At 51.8% G+C, this 939-nt stretch carries 1 rRNA gene; it reads left to right on the top strand.

Annotated elements, in window-relative coordinates:
• Positions 1–939: ribosomal RNA gene (locus DGA31_RS29420) — 23S ribosomal RNA — on the top strand; the annotation flags it as partial.

The following is a 939-nucleotide window of genomic DNA, read 5'->3' on the forward strand; positions in this document are numbered from 1 at the left end:
ACTTTGTTGGGTGACTGCGTACCTTTTGTATAATGGGTCAGCGACTTATATTCAGTGGCGAGCTTAACCGAATAGGGGAGGCGTAGCGAAAGCGAGTCTTAATAGGGCGACAGTCGCTGGGTATAGACCCGAAACCGGGCGATCTATCCATGGGCAGGTTGAAGGTTAGGTAACACTGACTGGAGGACCGAACCGACTACCGTTGAAAAGTTAGCGGATGACCTGTGGATCGGAGTGAAAGGCTAATCAAGCTCGGAGATAGCTGGTTCTCCTCGAAAGCTATTTAGGTAGCGCCTCATGTATCACTGTAGGGGGTAGAGCACTGTTTCGGCTAGGGGGTCATCCCGACTTACCAAACCGATGCAAACTCCGAATACCTACAAGTGCCGAGCATGGGAGACACACGGCGGGTGCTAACGTCCGTCGTGAAAAGGGAAACAACCCAGACCGTCAGCTAAGGTCCCAAAATCCTGGTTAAGTGGGAAACGATGTGGGAAGGCTTAGACAGCTAGGAGGTTGGCTTAGAAGCAGCCACCCTTTAAAGAAAGCGTAATAGCTCACTAGTCGAGTCGGCCTGCGCGGAAGATGTAACGGGGCTCAAACCAGGTACCGAAGCTACGGGTATCATCTTAGGATGATGCGGTAGAGGAGCGTTCTGTAAGCCTGTGAAGGTGAGTTGAGAAGCTTGCTGGAGGTATCAGAAGTGCGAATGCTGACATGAGTAACGACAATGGGAGTGAAAAACTCCCACGCCGAAAGACCAAGGTTTCCTGCGCAACGTTAATCGACGCAGGGTTAGTCGGTCCCTAAGGCGAGGCTGAAAAGCGTAGTCGATGGAAAACAGGTTAATATTCCTGTACTTCTTGTTACTGCGATGGAGGGACGGAGAAGGCTAGGCCAGCCTGGCGTTGGTTGTCCAGGTTTAAGGTGGTAGGCTGG

Source organism: Pseudomonas ovata (assembly GCF_003131185.1).
GTDB classification, from domain to species: domain Bacteria; phylum Pseudomonadota; class Gammaproteobacteria; order Pseudomonadales; family Pseudomonadaceae; genus Aquipseudomonas; species Aquipseudomonas ovata.